The sequence below is a fragment of the Cupriavidus sp. DL-D2 genome, from assembly GCF_039710735.1.
Taxonomy (GTDB): Bacteria; Pseudomonadota; Gammaproteobacteria; order Burkholderiales; family Burkholderiaceae; genus Cupriavidus.
The window spans coordinates 1-19,062 of sequence record NZ_JBDKXK010000036.1; the positions used below are offsets into that span (position 1 = coordinate 1).

Consider the following 19,062-nt stretch of genomic DNA (forward strand, 5'->3'; position numbering starts at 1 on the left):
CAGGGAGCGCACTGATATGTCCACGAACGCATCCAACGTTCCCGCGCTTGAGATCAAGGACCTGCACGCCTGGTACGGCGAATCGCACATCCTGCATGGTGTGGACCTCACTGTGAATCGTGGCGAAGTGGTAACGCTGCTGGGCCGCAATGGCGCAGGCCGCACCACCACCATGCGCGCGATCATGGGCTTGACCGGCGCGCGCAAGGGATCGATCAAGGTCGATGGCAAGGAAACCATCAACCTGCCCACGCACAAGATTGCGCACTACGGCATTGGTTACTGCCCCGAAGAGCGCGCGATCTTCTCGTCGCTCTCGTGCGAAGAAAACCTGCTGCTGCCGCCGGTGCTGAAAGGATCCAGCCAGGGCATGAGCGAGGCCGAGATCTACGAGATGTTCCCGAACCTGAAGGAGCGCAAGCAGAGCCAGGGCACGCGTCTTTCCGGCGGCGAGCAACAGATGCTGGCTGTCGGCCGCATCCTGCGCACCGGCGCGAACCTGCTGCTGCTCGATGAAATCTCGGAAGGTCTGGCACCGGTCATCGTGCAGGCACTGGCGCGCATGATCCTGATGCTCAAGAAGAAGGGCTACACGGTGGTGATGGTAGAGCAGAACTTCCGCTTTGCTGCGCCGCTGGCCGACCGCTTCTACGTGATGGAGCACGGCACCATCGTCGAGCGCTTTGCCGCCAACGAGCTGCAGGCCAAGATGCCGGTGCTCAATGAACTGCTTGGGGTCTGATTCGCAACACCGCCCGGTGAAGCGATCGCACTTTTAGTCGCACTGTCGACGACATGCAGCAATGGATGGCGTGAGCGCGCCGCCACAACTCAGGAGACAAAACATGAAGATGACCCAGCTGGCTGTCGCAGTGACGGCAACTGTCTTTGGTGCGTTTGCAGGGGGCGCTTCGGCGCAGGTAACGAATGACACGGTGAAGATTGGCTACATCACCGACCTGTCGGGCCTGTACGCCGACATCGACGGCCCCGGCGGCCTCGAAGCGGTCAAGATGGCCATCGAGGATCACGGTGGCAAGGTGCTCGGCAAGCCGATCGAACTGGTCTCCGCCGATCACCAGAACAAGGCCGACATCGCTGCGTCAAAGGCGCGCGAGTGGATGGACCAGCAGGGCCTGGACATGCTGCTGGGCGGCACCAACTCGGCCACCGCACTGGCCATGAACAAGGTGGCGCAGGAGAAGAAGCGCGTCTACATCAACATCGGCGCGGGCACGGCTCGCCTGACCAACGAAGAGTGCTCGCCGTACACGGTGCACTACGCGTACGACACGGTGGCGCTGGCCAAGGGCACCGGCAGCGCGGTGGTGAAGCAGGGCGGCAAGAAGTGGTTCTTCCTGACCGCTGACTACGCGTTCGGCCACTCGCTCGAAACCGACACCGCCGCCGTGGTCAAGGCCAATGGCGGCACGGTGGTGGGCCAGGTGCGCCACCCGCTGTCGGCATCTGACTTCTCGTCGTTCCTGCTGCAGGCGCAAGCCTCGAAGGCCGACATCCTGGGCCTGGCGAATGCCGGCGGCGACACGATCAACTCGATCAAGGCGGCCAAGGAATTCGGCATCACCAAGACGATGAAGATCGCCGGTCTGCTCATGTTCATCAACGACGTGCACAGCCTGGGCCTGAAGAACACCGAGGGCCTGCTGATGACCGACAGCTGGTACTGGGACATGAACGACGACACGCGCAAGTTCGCGAATCGCTTCTTCGGCAAGATGAAGAAGATGCCGAGCAGCTTGCAGGCCGCCGACTACTCCGCCGTCAGCAACTACCTGAAGGCCGTGGAAGCCGCCAAGACCGACGACGCAGACAAGGTCATGGCGCAACTCAAGTCGATGAAGCTCTCCGACTTCTACAGCAAGGGTCAGATCCGTGGCGATGGCCGCTACGTGCACGACATGTACCTGATGCAGGTGAAGGCACCGGCCGATTCGAAGAAGCCGTGGGACTACCTGAAGGTCGCTGCAACGATCCCGGGTGACCAGGCCTTCACGACGGTGGCCGAATCGAAGTGCGCGATGTTGAAGAAGTAAGGCAGCAAGCGAACCGCGATGGTTTGCTCCCCTCTCCCGCGCGACGGGAGAGGGGCAGGGGGAGAGGGCCAGCGTCACAAACGCCGATGGCGGCAATTTGAACCGCCGGCCCGCTTCCCCAACCCCTCCCCACTCAGTGGAAGAGGGGAGACACCAACAGGCAATCGACGTCCATGGATATCTTTGGAATCCCACTACCCGCCATGTTGTCCCAGCTGCTGCTGGGGCTGGTCAATGGCGCTTTCTACGCGATGCTGAGCCTGGGGCTGGCCGTCATTTTTGGCCTGCTCAACGTGATCAACTTCGCGCACGGTGCACTGTTCATGCTCGGGGCGGTGCTCGCCTGGGCGGGGATGGAATACGCCGGACTCAATTACTGGGTGATGCTGCTGCTCTCGCCGCTGGTTGTGGGCGTGGTGGGCATCGTCATCGAGAAGACGATGCTGCGCTGGATCTACAAGCTCGATCACATCTACGGCCTGCTGCTCACGCTGGGTATCACGCTGGTGATCGAAGGTGTGTTCCGCTCGATCTACGGTGTCTCGGGCCTGCCGTACTCGCCGCCCGACGCGCTGCAGGGTGCCACGGACCTGGGCTTCATGATCCTGCCGAACTATCGCGCCTGGGTGGTGGTGGCGTCGATCGTGGTGTGCCTGGCCACGTGGTTCGTCATCGAGAAGACCAAGCTCGGCGCCTACCTGCGCGCCGGCACCGAGAACCCCAAGATGGTGGAGGCGTTCGGTGTCAACGTGCCGTTGATGGTGACGCTGACCTACGGTTTCGGCGTGGCGCTGGCCGCGTTTGCCGGCGTGCTGGCCGCACCCGTGATCCAGGTCTCGCCGCTGATGGGCCAGAACCTGATCATCGTGGTGTTCGCGGTGGTGGTGATCGGCGGCATGGGTTCGATCATGGGATCGATCCTCACGGGCCTGGGGCTCGGGGTGGTCGAAGGGCTGACCAAGGTGTTTTATCCTGAAGCATCGGCAACGGTGGTGTTCGTCATCATGGTGATCGTGCTGATGCTGCGCCCGGCAGGGCTGTTCGGGAGGGAAAAGTGATGAGCGGACCGACGGGACAAACTGCCGTGGCAGTGGAAGCAAAGGGATTCAAGGAAGGCACGGGCATGCAGAAGAAGGTGCTGTATGGCCTGTTGCTGCTCGGGCTGATCGTGGCACCGCTGGCGGGTGCCTATCCGGTGTTCGTGCTCAAGGTGCTGTGCTTCGCGCTGTTCGCGTGCGCCTTCAACCTGCTGATCGGCTTCACGGGTCTGCTCTCGTTCGGCCACGCTGCCTTCTTCGGCGGCGCGGGCTACGCGGCAGGACACGCGATGAAGGTCTGGGGCGTGACGCCGGAGCTGGGATTGCTGTTTGGCACGCTGTCGGGCGCGGCCATCGGATACGTGGTGGGGTCGCTGGCCATTCGTCGGCAGGGCATCTACTTCTCGATGATCACGCTGGCGCTGGCGCAGATGCTGTTCTTCTTCTTCCTCCAGGCGAAATTCACGGGAGGCGAAGACGGGCTGCAGGGCATTCCGCGCGGCAAGCTGTTTGGCGTGCTGTCGCTGGCCGATGACATGACGCTGTACTACGTGGCGCTGGTCATCGTGGTGCTCGCCTTTGCGCTGATCGTGCGCACGGTGCATTCGCCGTTCGGGCAGATCCTCAAGGCCATCCGCGAGAACGAGCCGCGTGCGATCTCGCTCGGCTACGACGTGGACCGCTTCAAGCTGCTGGCCTTCGTGATCTCGGCCGCGCTGTCGGGGCTGGCCGGTTCGATCAAGGCGCTGGTGCTGGGCTTCGGCACGCTGACCGATGTGCACTGGTCGATGTCGGGCTCGGTGATCCTGATGACGCTGGTGGGCGGCCTGGGTACGTTGTCGGGTCCGCTGGTCGGCGCGTTCGTGATCGTGGCGCTGGAGAACAAGCTTGGCGATATCGGTACCTTCCTGGCAAACGTGACCGGCATCGGCTGGTTCAACGGACTGGGCGAATCGGTGACGATGGTGACGGGCGTCATCTTTGTGATCTGCGTGCTGACGTTCCGCCGAGGCATCATGGGCGAACTGATTGCGCTCACGAGCCGCAAGAAGTAGCAAGGCTCCGGAGTGGAGATCGGGCGACATGCCCGATTTTGGGGCTAGGGTTATTGCTGACTTGTTTCATACGCACCGGTTCGTTACATTGCATATACGGTTTTCGCAGGTTACTTGGAGGCGGAAGCGAGGAGACGACAGGCGCGCACCCGGTGTCGGGTAGCAGCAGCCAAATAGATAAAAAGGCGTTGTTGGGTGATCCCCGGCAACGCCTTTTTCATTTTTGGCGTTCAAGAACCCGTCGGAAGTCGATCGAAATCGTCTGTCCGAGATCATGTGTCCGCCGCGTGCAGGTGTGCCAGGCGCAGCCCATGCATCTCCGGCATGACCGCCCGCCAGCCCCCATGCGACAATGCCGGCCTGCTTCCTGGCCTGCCATGTCCGATCCCTCCGCATCCCCTGATTTTCCCGATAAGCTCCCCGCGCAGCACTGGGTACGCCCGGGTGTCGGCGCCGACACCTCCGCCATCGAAGCCTGGCTGGCGACCCGTGCGCCGCTGACGGTTCCCGAGGCCCGCGCGCGGCGGCTCTCGCTCGACGCATTGCTCGCACAGGGCGGGCAGGGAATATGTCTGCTTGGCGGCACTGATGTGGTGCAAGACACTTTCGATTGCCTGCTGCCGGTCTCGCTGGTCAACAGTTTGTCGGTGGGCGGAGTGGGTGGACGCGTGGCGATGGTCGCCGAGTGGTGGGCTCCCGCCACGGCGGCGGACGCCTGGCTGGCGGCCTGCCTGGCCGAACTCGCTGAATGGTGCCGTGCGCATGGCATCCGAGCCATCGCCGTAGCACCGGGACTCACCAGCGATGCCACTCGGCCCGCTGAAGGCTTCGGACCGGATGCCTCGGGGATGTGGGTACGCAACCTCGTGCCGACGGCAAAACGGCTCGGCTAGAGCGCGTTCTTCTTTACCCAACTACTCTCTGACGGTTTCACCATGGAGTTTGCTTTTCTGGCCGTGGCCGCCTTCCTGGCCGGCCTCATCGATGCCGTGGCGGGCGGCGGCGGGCTCGTGCAGGTGCCTGCGCTGTTTTCCACCTACCCGAACATGTCGCCGGCCACGCTGATTGGCACGACCAAGGTGGCCTCGATGGCCGGCACCTTCAATGCCACGGTCCGCTACGCACGCCAGGTGAAGATCTACTGGGGGGCCACAGGCCCGGCGCTGGTTGCCGCATTCATCTTCTCGATGGCGGGTGCATGGACGCTCACCATGATTCCCGCCGAGCCGCTGCGACGCGCGCTGCCATTCGTGCTGCTGGTACTGCTGGCCTACACGGTGGCGAAGAAGGACCTCGGCACGGAGCACGCGCCTGCGCTGACCGGCGGGCGCGAGCGCCTGGCCGCGCTGCTGACGGGTGCGGCCATCGGTTTCTATGACGGGGTGTTCGGTCCCGGTACCGGCAGCTTCCTGATGATCATCTTCGTACGCGTGTTCGGGTACGACTTCCTGCATGCCTCGGCATCGTCGAAGGTGGTCAACCTCGCCACGAATCTGGCAGCATTGCTGCTGCTGGCGTCAAAGGGCCACGTGTGGTGGCAGCTCGGCATTGTCATGGCGATTGCCAACGTGGCGGGCAGTCAGGTGGGCAGCAAGCTGGCGCTGCGCCACGGCAGCCGCTTCGTGCGCAAGGTCTTCATCGTGGTGGTCAGCGCACTGATCCTCAAGACGGCCTACGACGCGTTCCTGCGTTAAGAAGACCTGTCTCCGAACCCTTGGTGTTGCGCCCGTGCTGCTGCGGGTTAATCCCGCTTTTCGACGTAAATCGCTGTGTTAGACTCGATTCGCATTCCCGACCGCGCGGTCGGGGAATGACACTGCGCCATCCGGGGTAACACGCGCAGGACGGGAAAACACGGGACGAGACGATGTTCCGGCATACGGATGCCAGCGCTGCATCCGACAAAAGAGCCCGCGCGCAAGCAAGCAGGGCCGCTACAAAAACTGAGGGCATCCGCCGGCCGGAAGCCGACGGATGCCTTTTTCCGTTTTGGAACAGAAGGAGACATGCAATGACGTTCAAGCGCGCCAGCTTGCTGGCTCTTGCCGCCGCCAGCCTTTTTGCAGGCACGGCCAGCGCCCAGGTGAAGGTCGGGGTCACGGTATCGGCCACGGGGCCGGCCGCATCGCTCGGCATCCCGGAGAAGAACACGTTCACGCTGCTGCCGAAGGAAATCGCGGGCAAGAAGATCGAGTACATCGTGCTCGACGATGCCACGGACACGACCACGGCGGTCAAGAACACGCGCAAGCTGATCAGCGAGGACAAGGTGGACGTGGTGGTGGGTTCCACCGTCACGCCGAACTCGCTGGCGATGGTGGACATTGCGGCCGAGAGCGAAACGCCGATGATCTCGATGGCCGCCTCGGCCCGCATCATCGAGCCGATGGATGCCAAGCGCGCGTGGGTCTTCAAGACGCCGCAGAATGACTCCCACATGGCAACGGCTATCGCCGAGGACATGACGAACAACAACGTGAAGACGGTGGCGTTCATCGGCTTTGCGGATGCCTACGGCGAAAGCTGGGCGCAAGAATTCGCCAAGGTGGCGGAGATGCGCAAGATCAAGGTGGTGGCCAACGAACGCTTTGCGCGCACTGACAACTCGGTGACGGGCCAGGTACTCAAGCTGATGGGCGCCAATGCCGATGCCGTGCTGATCGCGGGTTCGGGCACACCCGCAGCGCTGCCCGCCAAGGCGCTCAAGGAGCGTGGGTTCAAGGGCCGTATCTACCAGACCCACGGTGTAGCCAACCCCGACTTCCTGCGCGTCTGCGGCAAGGATTGCGAAGGCACGCTGCTGCCCGCTGGTCCGCTGCTCGTGGCCGAGCAACTGCCCGACAGCAATCCGGTGAAGAAGCCGGCCATGACCTACAAGACCGCCTACGAGAAGGCATTCGGCGGACAGGTGTCCACGTTCGGCGGCCATGCATGGGATGCGGGCCTGCTGCTGCAGAACGCGATTCCCGAAGCGCTCAAGAAGGGCCAGCCCGGCACGAAGGAATTCCGCAAGGCACTGCGCGATGCACTGGAGCAAACCAGGAATCTGCCCGTCTCGCACGGCATCATCAACATGAGCCCCACCGACCACCTCGGCATGGACCAGCGCGCACGCGTGATGGTGCAGATCGTCGACGGCAAGTGGAAGCTGCAGAAGTAAGCCGGCGAACCAGACGTCTGGCAGGAGCACGCGCGGGGTAGGCGCAGCAACGGGGGCGCATGGACAACCATGCGCCCTTTTTTTCTCTTGCCTCGCTGAATTCACAGTATTCATGCGTGACGGCCGCTATGCTGACGGCGCGGATCCACGTAGATTCACGGCATATAAACACCCACGAAAAACGGGGAGACAATGGACCTTTCGATTGCGGCCATTCTGGCGCAGGACGGCATCACCTCGGGCGCGATCTACGCGCTGCTGGCACTGGCACTGGTGCTGGTGTTCTCGGTGACGCGCGTCATCTTCATTCCCCAGGGCGAGTTCGTCGCCTACGGTGCCCTGACGCTTGCTGCGATACAGGCCGGCCACGCACCGCAGACCACATGGCTGTTGCTGGCGATGGGCGTGCTCACGTTCATCTACGAGTGCGTGACCGTGATGCGTAGCCCCGACCTGCGCGCTACCGCCGTGCGTCGTATCGCGATCCTCGCAGGCAAGTACGTGCTTTTCCCCGCAGCCGTGCATCTGCTCGTGCAGCAGTACAGCAGCCAGTCATTGCCGATGGCCGCGCAGGTTGCGCTCACGCTGCTGATCGTGATTCCGCTCGGACCCATGCTGTATCGGCTGGCCTATCAACCGTTGGCGGAAGCCAGCACACTGGTGCTGCTGATTGTCTCGGTGGGTGTGCACTTTGCGCTGGTGGGATTGGGTCTCGTGATGTTCGGTGCCGAAGGCTCGCGCACGACGCCGTTCTCGGATGCACGCTTTGAAGTGGGCACGCTCACGGTCTCTGGACAGAGTCTCTGGGTAGTGGCCGTGTCAGGCGCATTGATCGCCGCGCTGTATTTCTATTTCGAGCGCACGCTGCAGGGCAAGGCACTGCGCGCGACCGCCGTGAACCGTCTCGGCGCGCGTCTCGTCGGTATCGGCACCACGCAGGCGGGGCGGCTGTCATTCACGCTGGCCGCAGCGATGGGTGCGCTGTGCGGCGTGCTGATCGCGCCGCTCACTACTGTGTATTACGAATCGGGCTTTCTGGTGGGCCTGAAAGGCTTCGTCGGCGCCATCGTCGGCGGGCTGGCGAGTTATCCCGTGGCGGCGCTCGGCGCGCTGCTTGTGGGGCTGCTCGAATCCTACTCGTCGTTCTGGGCGAGTGCGTTCAAGGAGGTCATCGTATTCACCCTGATCATTCCCGTGCTGCTGTGGCGTTCGTTGACGAGCAAGCACGTCGAGGAAGAGGAGTAAGCGATGACGATGCTCACTGACAAACCGCTGGAGAAAACCATGCGTGACGCACCGGCATCGGGCCATGCAGCGGTGACGCGCGGCGCGCTGCGCAATCGCATCTTCGTCGTCGCCTTCGTGCTTGTGCTCGCGCTGTTGCCCGTGCTGCCGACACCTGAGTTCTGGATCACGCTCGGCAACTACATCGGCCTCTACAGCATCGTGGCGATCGGGCTGGTGCTGCTCACGGGCGTGGGGGGCATGACATCGTTCGGGCAGGCCGCATTCGTGGGGCTGGGCGCGTACAGCACGGCGTACCTGACCACGCAGTTCGGACTCTCGCCGTGGTTCGGCCTGCTCGTGGGGCTGGTCATCACGATGGCCTCGGCCTACGTGATCGGACTCATCACGATGCGGATGTCAGGCCACTACCTGCCGCTTGCGACGATTGCGTGGGGACTATCGCTGTTCTTCCTGTTCGGCAATCTCGAATTCCTCGGCAAGTACGATGGCCTGAACGGTATTCCGGTGCTGTCATTCTTCGGCATCGACCTGCAGTCGGGCCGCTCGATGTTCTACCTGATCTGGGTGGTGGTGCTGCTGTCCGTCTTCGCGATGCAGAACCTGCTGAACTCGCGCCCCGGCCGCGCCATTCGCGCGCTCAAGGGCGGCGGTACGATGGCCGAGGCGATGGGCGTGAACACCGCCTGGATGAAGGTGGTGATCTTTGTCGTGGCGGCGATTCTCGCGTGCATCTCGGGCTTCCTCTACGCGCATCTGCAGCGCGCGGTGAACCCCACGCCGTTCGGTCTCAACTACGGCATCGAGTACCTGTTCATGGCCGTGGTGGGTGGCGTGGGCCACGTATGGGGCGCGGTGCTTGGCGCGGGCATTCTCACCATCCTCAAGGATGTATTGCAGGGACTGTTGCCGCGCTTGCTTGGCAGCACCGGCAACTTCGAGATCATCGTCTTCGGCGTGCTGATGGTGCTGCTGCTGCAGTACGCACGCGATGGCATCTGGCCGTTCCTGCGCAGGCTCGTGCCATCGGGTCCGCCCGTTGCGGCACCCGATCACGCTGCACCGTTGCCCGTGCGTCAGAAGCCCGAAGCCGGCGAACTGGTGCTTGATGTCACGCGCGCACGCAAACAGTTCGGCGGACTCGTTGCCGTGAACGATGTGAGCTTCCAGGTGCGTGCGGGCGAGATCATCGGATTGATCGGACCCAACGGCGCAGGCAAGTCCACTACGTTCAACCTTGTCACGGGTGTGCTCCCGCTGACCGCTGGCGAAGTGCGTTATCGCGGCGAGGTGATCTCGGGCCTGCCGTCGCGCGAGATCGTGAAGCGCGGCGTGGGCCGCACGTTCCAGCACGTTCATCTGCAACCGACCATGACGGTGCTGGAGAACGTGGCCATCGGCGCACACCTGCGCGGTGACTTCCGTCCGCAAGGGGGCGTGATGGCGGCGATCCTGCGGCTGAATCGCACGGAGGAACAGAAACTCCTCGCCGAAGCGAAACGGCAACTCGAACGCGTGGGTCTCGCCGACTGCATGTACATGGAAGCAGGCAGTCTCGCACTGGGGCAGCAACGCATTCTCGAAATCGCACGGGCGCTGTGCTGCGACCCTGCGCTGCTGCTGCTCGATGAACCCGCCGCGGGTCTGCGCTACAAGGAGAAGCAGGCGCTGGCCGATCTGCTGCGCAAGCTCAAGGGCGAGGGCATGAGCGTGCTGCTCGTCGAGCACGACATGGACTTCGTGATGAACCTGACCGATCGCCTCGTGGTGATGGAATTCGGCACGCGCATCGCGGAAGGCGTACCTGAAGAGGTCCAGAAGAATCCGGCGGTATTGGAAGCCTATCTCGGCGGCGTCGAGTGAAGCGTAGCGTGAGGAATTGAGATGAGTCTGATTCTTGAAGTGAAAGACCTGCACGTGCGCTACGGCAAGGTGGAGGCCGTGCATGGCGTGAACCTGAAGGTGAAGGCCGGCAAGATCGTCACGGTGATCGGTCCCAATGGTGCGGGCAAGTCGACGATGCTCAATGCGGTCATGGGTGCGTTGCCGGTGACGGGTTCCTCCAGCGGCTCGGTGCGCTACCTGGATCACGACATGACCGGCATCCCGGTGGAAGGGCGCGTGGCGCGCGGCATGTGCCTGGTGCCGGAGAAGCGCGAGCTGTTCGCCACGATGAGCGTGGAAGACAACCTCCAGCTTGGCGCCTTCCGACGCAAGCGCGCAGGGGAGCGCAACTACCTCGACCAGATGGAAGTCGTGTACGGCCTGTTCCCGCGCCTCAAGGAGCGCGCGAAGCAGGAAGCCGGCACGCTGTCCGGTGGCGAGCGCCAGATGCTGGCGGTAGGGCGCGCGCTCATGGCAAAACCGAAGCTGCTGATGCTCGACGAGCCGAGCCTGGGTCTGGCGCCGCTGATCGTGAAGGAGATCTTCCACATCATCAGTAATCTGCGTCAGACAGGCGTTGCCACGCTGCTGATCGAGCAGAATGCGCGCGCGGCGCTGCAGGTGGCCGACTACGGGTATGTGATCGAGACCGGCGACATGGCGATGGAAGGAGAAGCCTCGGATCTCGCCAGCAACCCGAAGGTCATCGAGACCTATCTGGGGCTGGCGAAGAAGGCCGCCTAACCTCGATTTCGACGGCTACGTATACGTATGGAAAATAATGGCGCCCTTGTGGCGCCATTTTTCATTCGTCAGAACGATGTTGTTCACAAAGATATCCACAGTGTGGATATCTACGTTCGGACCAAGGCAGCGATATCGCTTTTGGCCAGTTCCAGCAGCCATTCGCGGAAGATCCTGAGCGCTGGATGGTCGCGCTTTTCGCGTGGCGCGCAGAGGAAGTAACCCCGGTTCAAGGTCACCGGCAGGTCGAACGGTGCGACCACCTGACCGGCCTGCAACGCATCCCTGACAAGGCATCGCTGGAGAACCGCGATGCCCATGTCGGCCTTCACCGCCTCCAGAAGAATCGACACCTGATCGAATCCGCGCGCCAGTGTTGGCGCAGCATCAGGTACGCCTGCGGCCTGCAACCAGTGTTGCCAGTTCCTGGGGGCAGTTGTGTGGAAAAGTAGCGGTTCGCCCATCAGGTCGGCAGGAGTTTTCCACAGATTGGCAGACTGTCTGGCGTGAGCGCGCGCAGGGTGGCAGATCGGCACCATTTCCCGACCGATCACATAGTCCGCCTGCCAGTTCGGCCACGTACTGGCCTCGCCCGTCAGCAATGCGGCATCGGGTTTCGCGCCCGAGAAATCCTCGTCGCGGCGATAGGGCACGAAGTCCAGTCGGATGTCCGGATGCTTGCGGTGGAAGTCCGGCAGGCGCGGCACCAGCCAGACGCTGGCCAGCGTGGGCACGGCCGAGAGCGTCAGATGATGGCGGCGGTCCTCGCCAAACATCGCCGCGCTGGCGGTTTCCAGTGCTGCCAGAGGCTCCGCAATCCCCTCCAGGTAGCTGCGACCCGCCTCGGTCAACGTCAGGCGGTGCGCATTCCGATACACGAGCGGCTGGCCGAAGTGGGCCTCCAGACGGGCGATGGCGCGGCTGATGGCGCCTTGCGTGACGCAGAGCGTATCCGCAGCGCGCGTGAAGCTACCGAGCCGGGCGGCCGTGACGAAGGCATGCAACTCGGACATCGAAGGCGAGCGTATACGCATGGCGCTCCGAAGATGATCTTTGGTAATGGAAGCGTGCAATATAGTCGTTTGTGCGAGCTCGGTAAACTCAACGACACTGGCCGCTCGGGACCCCGAATCGAGAGCCAGAAAAGAGGAGTTTGCACAGATGAACCGAGCCCACAAAGCCCACGGCGCGCGTCGCCGTCTAGTGTTGTCCACAGTGTTGTCCACAGCCGTCGCAGGTGCCTTGGGCACGCTTGCACTGCCGGCCGCCGCACAGTCCGGCTACCCGAACAAGCCGATCCGGCTCGTCGTGCCGTTCGCGGCGGGCGGCACCACCGACCTGTCGGCGCGCCTCGTAGCCGAGTTCGCTGGACGCGAGTTGGGTCAGACCATCGTGGTCGACAACAAGGGCGGGGCAGGGGGCTCGATCGGGATGGAGCAGGTCGCGCGTTCGGCGCCGGACGGGTACACCATCGGCATGGCCACGGTCAGCACCCATGGCTCGAACCCAGCCGTTTATCCGAAGCTGGGCTACGACCCGATCAAGGACTTCGCGCCCGTGACCAATGTCGTGGCGATTCCGAGCATTTTTGCGGTACATCCCAGCGTACCGGCCAAGACGATGCAAGAGTTCGTGGCACTGGCCAAGGCCAATCCCGGCAAGTATACGTTCGCCTCGCCGGGCGCCGGATCGCTCGGTCATGTCAACATCGAGAACTTCATGACGCTGGCCAAGATCGATCTGCTGCACGTGCCGTACAAGGGCGCCGGTCTGGCGCTCAACGATGCGGTGGCAGGGCAGGTCAACGCCATTACCGACAACCTCTCGACCACGCTGCCTCACGTGAAAGCGGGCCGCCTGCGTGCCCTGGCACTGCTCGGCGCGCAGCGCTCGCCGCAGCTGCCTAACGTGCCGACCTATGCCGAACTTGGCTACAAGGACATGGGCGAGGGTGGCTGGTTCGGTATCGTGGCGCCGGCCGGGACGCCGCAGCCGATCATCGACAAGCTCAATTCCGCCATCCACAAGGCCATGCAGCAGCCTGAGTTCAAGCGCCGGGTGGACGAGTCGGGCGGCACGCTGATGCCGACCACGCCGGACCAGTTCAAGGCGCAGATCCAGCAGGCGCTGGCTCGCTATGCGCGAGTGGCCAAGGCCGCCAATATCAAGCTGGACTAAACCATGCAGCCTTTTGAAGCCATTCACGGCGACGCATCGGACGGTCCTTTCACGCTGGCTTTGCCGCAGGGCGACGCACTGCCGCTGGTCTGCGACTCTCCGCATAGTGGCGTCCACTACCCGGGCGACTTCGGCGCTGCGGTGCCTCTGCAGCGCCTGCGTGGTGGCGAGGATACCCATATCGATGCGCTCTGGCAGGGCGTGCCTAAGGTTGGCGGCACATTGATTGCGGCTACGTTTCCCCGGGTCTATATCGATCCCAACCGCACCCTGGACGACCTGGACCCGGAGCTGCTGGCATCGGCATGGCCCAAGCCGCTTGCACCGGGACCGAAAACGAAGCTGGGGTACGGCCTGGTTTGGCGGAGGATCGATGCGGACACGCCGATCTATGATCGCCAGCTTTCCGTTGCCGAGGTGCAGAATCGAATTTCCCGGTACTACCAGCCATACCATGCCGCATTGGATCGGGCAGTGGAGTCCGCGTACGAGCAATTTGGCGCACTCTGGCATCTGAACCTGCACTCGATGCCAAATAATGCCTACGAGCGTCTGAAGATCAAAAGCCCGCATCCGCTGGCGGACTTTGTCCTTGGGGATCGGGATGGCACGACGTGCGAGCCGGGGATTGTTGAACTGATCGAGCGGGAACTGCGCGGCATGGGCTACACGGTGGCGCGCAACGATCCCTACAAGGGTGTCCAGTTGATTGCCCAGATCGGCCGACCGGCGGAGCGGCGCAACAGTTTGCAGATCGAGATCCGCCGCCCGCTCTACATGGACGAAGCAACCAAGCAACCCAATGCGAGTTTCGGGTCGCTGCAGCGAGATCTTTCCCGTCTCTGTCAGACCGTGGCGGCCTATATCCGAAGCCATCTGACGTAGTACGTTTCACGTGAAACATACTTTGAAGCCCCGCCGTGTGCGGGGCTTTTTACATTCGATGTTCCACGTGAAACAACACATTTGCGACGGCTAGCTCCCATGGCCTTATGTTTCACGTGAAACATCGGGGCAGGGCACGGGACGGCCAGTTGATTGCCGCTATAATTCGGCATCCCGCATTTTTCCCGCCCAGCCTCCCGGAGGAGGTGTCCCATGCTTTACCCAAAAGAATTCGATGTCATTGTTGTCGGTGGTGGTCACGCCGGCACCGAAGCCGCTCTCGCCGCCGCGCGAATGGGCTGCCAGACGCTGCTTCTGACCCACAACATCGAGACCCTTGGTCAGATGAGCTGCAATCCGTCCATTGGCGGCATTGGCAAAGGCCATCTGGTCAAGGAAGTGGACGCCATGGGCGGCGCGATGGCTGCCGCGACGGACGAATCCGGCATCCAGTTCCGGATTCTCAACTCCAGCAAGGGCCCGGCCGTTCGCGCCACGCGTGCGCAGGCTGATCGCGTGCTGTACCGTGCCGCGATCCGTTCCCGGCTGGAGAATCAGCCGAACTTGATGCTGTTCCAGCAGGCTGTGGATGATCTGATGGTGGAGGGCGACCGCGTCGTCGGCGCTCGCACCCAGGCCGGTATCGACTTCCGCGCGCGCGCCGTGGTGCTGACAGCCGGTACGTTTCTCGATGGCAAGATTCACGTCGGACTGGACAACTACACGGGCGGGCGTGCGGGCGATCCGGCGGCCGTGTCGTTGTCGGCGCGTCTCAAGGAATTGAAGCTGCCCCAAGGCCGCCTCAAGACCGGCACGCCGCCGCGTATCGATGGCCGCACGATCGATTTTTCGCTCATGGAAGAGCAGCCGGGCGATCTCGATCCGGTGCCGGTATTCTCGTTCCTGGGTCGCGCAGAACAGCATCCGCAGCAGTTGCCTTGCTGGATTACACATACCAACAGCCGTACGCACGACATCATCCGCGGTGGCCTTGATCGTTCGCCGATGTACACCGGTGTGATCGAGGGGGTAGGGCCGCGATATTGCCCGAGTATCGAGGACAAGATCCATCGCTTTTCGTCCAAGGAAAGCCATCAGATCTTCCTGGAGCCGGAAGGGCTGACCACGAACGAGTTCTATCCGAACGGTATCTCGACCAGCCTTCCGTTCGATGTACAGCTCGATCTCGTGCATTCGATTCGCGGCATGGAGAACGCGCACATCCTGCGTCCCGGCTACGCCATCGAATATGACTACTTCGATCCGCGTGGCCTGAAGGCGTCGCTGGAAAGCAAGGCCATCGACGGCTTGTTCTTCGCGGGCCAGATCAATGGCACGACCGGTTACGAAGAGGCCGCGGCGCAAGGGTTGCTGGCCGGCATCAACGCCGGATGCTTTGTGCGCGAGCGCGATGCCTGGACGCCGCGCCGTGACCAAGCATATCTGGGTGTGCTGGTGGATGATCTGATCACGCGTGGCGTGACTGAGCCGTATCGCATGTTCACGAGCCGTGCCGAGTTCCGCCTGAGTCTGCGCGAAGACAACGCCGACATGCGCCTGACCGAAGTTGGACGTGAACTGGGTGTGGTCGATGACGCGCGCTGGGATGCCTTTAACCGGAAGCGCGACGCTGTTTCACGTGAAACAGAGCGATTGAAGAGTACGTGGGTGAACCCCACGCTGCTGCCCGCCGCCGACGCCGTGCCGCTGCTCGGCAAGGCCATCGAGCACGAGTATTCGCTGGCCGATTTGCTCCGTCGTCCCGAAGTCCGCTACGAAGCACTGGTGACGTTGCAGGACGGACGCTATGCACCGTCTACACCACTGGCCGACGATGCGATGCTGGCCGAGCAGATTCGCGAACAGATCGAGATCGGGATCAAGTATCACGGCTACATCGCGCGGCAGGCCGCCGAAGTCGACAAGCTCGAAGCCAACGAATCCACCAAGCTCCCGCCGAACTTCGACTACACCGAAGTGCGCGGACTGGGCTTTGAAGTGAGTCAGAAGCTGAACCAGCATCGTCCGGAAACGTTGGGCCAGGCGTCGCGGATTTCCGGCGTCACGCCGGCCGCGATCTCGCTGCTGCTCGTGCATCTGAAGAAGAAGGGCATGGGACGCACGCCGCCGACGAGTCCGTCGACGGCTAGCGGGCAGGAGGCAGCCTGAGTGGCGGGTTATCGGACTCCTGTGATCGACGAGGCCGCGCAGCGCGCGCGACTCGAAGCGGCGCTGACGACCATTGGTTTGCAGCTGTCTGCGGCGCAGATTGAAACGCTGCTGTCGTATCTGACGCTGCTACGCAAGTGGAACAGCGTCTACAACCTTACCGCCATCCGTCACCCCGACGAGATGCTGACGCACCATCTGTTCGATTCCCTGGCGGCGGTGCCCGCCTTGGCCGAAGCTGCGCGCAGCATCACCGTACCTGACGCTGCGCGGGGCAGGGTGCTCGACGTGGGCTCTGGCGGTGGCATGCCGGGATTGCCGCTGGCCATCGCTTGCGCGGACGTGTCGGTGTTGATGGTCGATATCGTCCAGAAAAAAACGGCCTTCCTGACGCAGTGCCGCGCCCAGTTGCAACTGACCAATGCCGCCGCGCATTGGGGGCCGGTCGAAAAGATCGAGGACACAAACGGATATGCGGTGATCACGTCGCGCGCATTCGCCGAGCTGACTGACTTCGTGAATCTGTCCGGACATTTGCTGGCACCAGGCGGCAAGCTGCTCGCCATGAAGGGGGTGTATCCGCAGGCCGAGTTCGATCGGATGGACGCGGCAGGACTGATGGAAGCGTGGCAAATCGACGACGTACCGCGTTTGCACGTGCCCGAACTCGATGCCGAGCGGCATTTGGTAGTGTTATCAAGGCGTTGAATTAGCCTGATCTAGTATTAAAACGCACTATTCTTTCAACGAATAAGAGTGGTGCAACGAGGAGCTTCTGCGCATATGGCCAAGGTATTCGTGATCGCAAACCAGAAGGGCGGCGTCGGCAAGACCACCACCACGGTGAACCTTGCTGCCGGACTGGTTGCGCAGGATCAGCGTGTGCTGCTGGTGGATCTGGACCCGCAGGGTAATGCCTCGATGGGTTCGGGTATCGACAAGCAGGCGCTCGAACATAGCGTGTATCAGGTACTGGTGGGATTGGCCTCGGTGTCGCAGGCGCGCCAACGCTCCGAGTCGGGTGGCTACGATGTACTGCCGGCCAACCGCGAACTGGCTGGAGCGGAAGTCGAACTCGTCGAGCTCGACCAGCGCGAACGCCGGCTCAAGCAGGCCCTTGCGGAAGTCGATGACCAGTATGACTTTGTCCTGATCGATTGCCCGCCGTCCCTGTCACTGCTGACACTGAACGGACTGTGCGCGGCGCACGGGGTCATCGTGCCGATGCAGTGCGAGTACTTCGCGCTCGAAGGACTGTCGGACCTCGTCAACACGATCAAGCAGGTGCATGCGAATCTGAATCGCGACCTCAAGGTGATTGGTCTGCTGCGCGTCATGTTCGACCCGCGCGTCACGCTGCAGCAGCAGGTCTCGGCGCAGCTCGAAGCCCACTTCGGCGACAAGGTGTTCAAGACCATGATTCCGCGCAACGTGCGATTGGCCGAAGCGCCGTCATATGGCATGCCCGGCGTGGCCTTCGATGCGACCTCGAAGGGCGCCAAGGCCTATCTCGATTTCGGCGCGGAGATGATCGCGCGCGTGCGTCAGCTCGGTTGAGCGGCAACAAGCATTGGACAGGAAGGTGGCGAGCATGGTGACCGCAAAGAAGAAGGGCCTGGGCAGGGGACTGGAAGCATTGCTCGGCGGCCCGGCCGAGATTGTCGAAGCCGCGAAGGAAACCGGCGCGCCGTCGGTGCTGCGCGTGGATCAGTTGCAGCCCGGCAAATACCAGCCGCGTACGCGCATGGACGAAGGCGCGCTGCAGGAACTGGCCGCCAGCATCCGCGCGCAGGGTCTGATGCAACCGATCCTGGTGCGCCGCGTGGCCGAACCCGACCGCTACGAGATCATCGCGGGCGAGCGACGTTACCGCGCATCGAAGCTGGCCGGCCTCGACAAGGTGCCGGTGCTCGTCAAGGACGTGGCCGACGAAGCCGCCGCCGCGATGGCGCTGATCGAGAACATTCAGCGCGAAGACCTGAACCCGCTGGAAGAAGCGCAAGGCATCATGCGCCTGATCCGCGAATTCAGTTTCACGCACGAGCAGGCCGCGGAATCGGTGGGACGCTCGCGCAGCGCGGTGTCCAACCTGCTGCGCCTGCTGAACCTGGCCTCGCCGGTGCAGACCATGCTGATGGCCGGTGATCTCGACATGGGGCACGCCCGCGCACTGCTGGCCGTGGATGGTGCCAACCAGATCACGCTGGCCAATCAGATCGTGAACAAACGGCTGTCGGTACGTGAAACCGAGAAGCTGGTGGCCTCGACGCTGAAGCCGTTTGATCTCAAATCACTCAAGCAGAAGCAGGGCAACGGCACGCGCGACGTGGCACGGCTGGAAGAGGAGTTGTCCGACACGCTGGGGCTGGCCGTCCAGATCAAGCTCGGTGCGCGCGGCAAGGGTCAGTTGACGATCCACTTCCCGAGCAACGACGCGCTCGATGGGGTACTGACACGGCTGCGCGAACCTGAAGCCAGCGCATAACCGGTTTACCCGTCATTCGGCAATGTTTTACTGGTGGATATTTCGCGCTGTCGGCCCGGCGCGACACCTGCACATCGCGTGCACCAGCCTGCGGCAGACAATCTGCGCGATAACCGAACGCCCCCGCAGCGATGATTCATTGCGGTGCGCAGCCGCACGGCGTCAA

Annotated in this window: 17 protein-coding genes; 16 read left to right on the top strand and 1 reads right to left on the bottom strand. The window is 62.8% G+C overall.

What is annotated here, in order from left to right; all coding sequences use genetic code 11:
- The first annotated feature begins 16 nt into the window (after positions 1 to 16).
- The 10 genes from ABDB81_RS19010 to ABDB81_RS19055 all read left to right on the top strand — a co-directional run bounded on the left by ABDB81_RS19010 (position 17) and on the right by ABDB81_RS19055 (position 11,179).
- Positions 17 to 742 carry an ABC transporter ATP-binding protein gene (locus ABDB81_RS19010; protein WP_137926221.1) on the top strand — a complete coding sequence of 242 codons (726 nt, stop codon included), beginning with the start codon at positions 17 to 19 and terminating at the stop codon, positions 740 to 742.
- A 103-nt stretch (positions 743 to 845) separates the two neighbouring features.
- Complete coding sequence (locus ABDB81_RS19015; RefSeq protein ID WP_137926222.1) at positions 846 to 2,054, top strand: ABC transporter substrate-binding protein; 1,209 nt, start codon at positions 846 to 848, stop codon at positions 2,052 to 2,054.
- A 173-nt stretch (positions 2,055 to 2,227) separates the two neighbouring features.
- Positions 2,228 to 3,112 carry a branched-chain amino acid ABC transporter permease gene (locus ABDB81_RS19020; protein ID WP_137926223.1) on the top strand — a complete coding sequence of 295 codons (885 nt, stop codon included), beginning with the start codon at positions 2,228 to 2,230 and terminating at the stop codon, positions 3,110 to 3,112.
- Complete coding sequence (locus ABDB81_RS19025) at positions 3,112 to 4,146, top strand: branched-chain amino acid ABC transporter permease (RefSeq protein WP_137926224.1); 1,035 nt, start codon at positions 3,112 to 3,114, stop codon at positions 4,144 to 4,146. Before ABDB81_RS19020 ends, ABDB81_RS19025 begins: the two co-directional genes overlap by 1 nt.
- 377 nt (positions 4,147 to 4,523) lie before the next feature.
- Positions 4,524 to 5,039, top strand: a complete 516-nt coding sequence (locus ABDB81_RS19030; RefSeq protein ID WP_346812914.1) for a hypothetical protein — start codon at positions 4,524 to 4,526, stop codon at positions 5,037 to 5,039.
- A 42-nt stretch (positions 5,040 to 5,081) separates the two neighbouring features.
- Positions 5,082 to 5,840: a TSUP family transporter gene (locus ABDB81_RS19035; protein ID WP_346812915.1), complete on the top strand. Its 759-nt coding sequence runs from the start codon at positions 5,082 to 5,084 to the stop codon at positions 5,838 to 5,840.
- A gap of 317 nt (positions 5,841 to 6,157) precedes the next feature.
- The gene (locus ABDB81_RS19040; protein ID WP_346812916.1) at positions 6,158 to 7,306 is read left to right on the top strand and encodes an ABC transporter substrate-binding protein; all 1,149 of its coding nucleotides are present in this window, start codon (positions 6,158 to 6,160) and stop codon (positions 7,304 to 7,306) included.
- Positions 7,307 to 7,498: 192 nt separating this feature from the next.
- Positions 7,499 to 8,551 carry a branched-chain amino acid ABC transporter permease gene (locus ABDB81_RS19045; protein WP_137926228.1) on the top strand — a complete coding sequence of 351 codons (1,053 nt, stop codon included), beginning with the start codon at positions 7,499 to 7,501 and terminating at the stop codon, positions 8,549 to 8,551.
- A 39-nt stretch (positions 8,552 to 8,590) separates the two neighbouring features.
- A complete protein-coding gene (locus tag ABDB81_RS19050; protein WP_346812947.1) occupies positions 8,591 to 10,414 on the top strand; it encodes a branched-chain amino acid ABC transporter ATP-binding protein/permease in 1,824 nt (607 codons plus the stop codon).
- 21 nt (positions 10,415 to 10,435) lie between these two features.
- Complete coding sequence (locus ABDB81_RS19055; RefSeq protein WP_346812917.1) at positions 10,436 to 11,179, top strand: ABC transporter ATP-binding protein; 744 nt, start codon at positions 10,436 to 10,438, stop codon at positions 11,177 to 11,179.
- Between the two features lie 110 nt (positions 11,180 to 11,289).
- Here the strand turns inward: ABDB81_RS19055 and ABDB81_RS19060 are convergent, their stop codons facing one another.
- Entirely contained in the window at positions 11,290 to 12,213 is a 924-nt protein-coding gene (locus ABDB81_RS19060; RefSeq protein WP_160473138.1) for a LysR substrate-binding domain-containing protein, read from the bottom strand.
- Between the two features lie 127 nt (positions 12,214 to 12,340).
- Between ABDB81_RS19060 and ABDB81_RS19065 the strand changes: the two genes are divergently transcribed.
- From ABDB81_RS19065 to ABDB81_RS19090, 6 genes are all read left to right on the top strand, one after another.
- Positions 12,341 to 13,357, top strand: coding sequence for a tripartite tricarboxylate transporter substrate binding protein BugE (locus ABDB81_RS19065; protein ID WP_346812918.1), 1,017 nt, complete (start codon positions 12,341 to 12,343; stop codon positions 13,355 to 13,357).
- 3 nt (positions 13,358 to 13,360) lie between these two features.
- The gene (locus ABDB81_RS19070) at positions 13,361 to 14,242 is read left to right on the top strand and encodes an N-formylglutamate amidohydrolase (RefSeq protein ID WP_346812919.1); all 882 of its coding nucleotides are present in this window, start codon (positions 13,361 to 13,363) and stop codon (positions 14,240 to 14,242) included.
- Positions 14,243 to 14,455: 213 nt separating this feature from the next.
- Positions 14,456 to 16,411: a tRNA uridine-5-carboxymethylaminomethyl(34) synthesis enzyme MnmG gene (mnmG, locus tag ABDB81_RS19075; protein WP_346812920.1), complete on the top strand. Its 1,956-nt coding sequence runs from the start codon at positions 14,456 to 14,458 to the stop codon at positions 16,409 to 16,411.
- A gap of 21 nt (positions 16,412 to 16,432) precedes the next feature.
- Positions 16,433 to 17,119: a 16S rRNA (guanine(527)-N(7))-methyltransferase RsmG gene (gene rsmG / locus ABDB81_RS19080; RefSeq protein ID WP_346812948.1), complete on the top strand. Its 687-nt coding sequence runs from the start codon at positions 16,433 to 16,435 to the stop codon at positions 17,117 to 17,119.
- A gap of 75 nt (positions 17,120 to 17,194) precedes the next feature.
- Positions 17,195 to 17,968, top strand: coding sequence for a ParA family protein (locus ABDB81_RS19085; protein ID WP_137926235.1), 774 nt, complete (start codon positions 17,195 to 17,197; stop codon positions 17,966 to 17,968).
- Positions 17,969 to 18,002: 34 nt separating this feature from the next.
- The gene (locus ABDB81_RS19090; RefSeq protein WP_137926236.1) at positions 18,003 to 18,896 is read left to right on the top strand and encodes a ParB/RepB/Spo0J family partition protein; all 894 of its coding nucleotides are present in this window, start codon (positions 18,003 to 18,005) and stop codon (positions 18,894 to 18,896) included.
- Positions 18,897 to 19,062 lie beyond the last annotated feature (166 nt).